Below are 910 nucleotides of genomic sequence, written 5' to 3' on the forward strand. Positions count from 1 at the left end.
TTTAGTATTTTATGGTGTGTGTTATTTCTGCCTTATTCTTATTTCAATCTGGATATTAAATAAAATAAAAAAACCTTTTGGATTGTTAAGTATCGGCGCAATTATTGGGATTGTAATTACTTTTATCTCATGGATGATTACACCTTTTATTTTAGGTAATTATCAAGGATCGGCTCTAAATATTGAGGCTTTTTTTGGATATTTGTTTATAACTTCACTTATGACCCTCAATTTTATTATCTATCCAGTAATTTTATTAGGTTGTCATTACTCGTTTTTATGGATTGAAAAAACAGTTAAAAAGACTTAAGAGAAAAATTAATCAATGAAAACCATTAATCTATCTATTATAGTGTTGTTTAATTTTATCGGAGGATTACTGAGTTACCAGTGGTGTTATCGATTATTTATTAGAAAATACAGCACGCCTGAATCGCTGTATTTAATATTTTATGGAGTGTGTTACTTCAGTTTTATACTTATTGCATTTTTTATATTAAATAAAGTTAATCGGCCTGTCATATTATTGGTTTCAGGTGTTCTCATCGCTGTCTTAATTAGTTTTATTTCATGGATTGTTAATCCATTCATTTTATTTGTTAATGCGCGCCAATATTTAGAATTCGATCTCTATGATTTATTTATGTCATCACTTATGACCCTGAATTTTATTATCTATCCAGTAATTTTATTATGTTGCCATTACTCGTTTTTATGGATTGAAAAAAGAGTTAAAAAGACTTAAGGGAAAAATTAATCAATGAAAACCATTAATCTATTTATTATAGTTTTGTTTAATCTTATCGGAGGATTACTGAGTTACTGGTGGTGTTATCGACTATTTATTAGAAAATACAGCACGCCAGAATTAAATTATTTAGTATTTTATGGTGTGTGTTATTTCTGCCTT

1 protein-coding gene is annotated in these 910 nt (G+C 27.6%); it reads left to right on the forward strand.

What is annotated here, in order from left to right; translation table 11 throughout:
• Window positions 1–310 (forward strand): hypothetical protein (locus H3T96_RS14805; RefSeq protein WP_222102830.1); only part of this gene is annotated, 310 nt, incomplete at its 5' end.
• Between the last annotated feature and the right edge of the window lie 600 nt (window positions 311–910).

Source organism: Gilliamella sp. W8136, from assembly GCF_016101285.1.
Classification (GTDB): Bacteria; Pseudomonadota; Gammaproteobacteria; order Enterobacterales; family Orbaceae; genus Gilliamella; species Gilliamella apicola_N.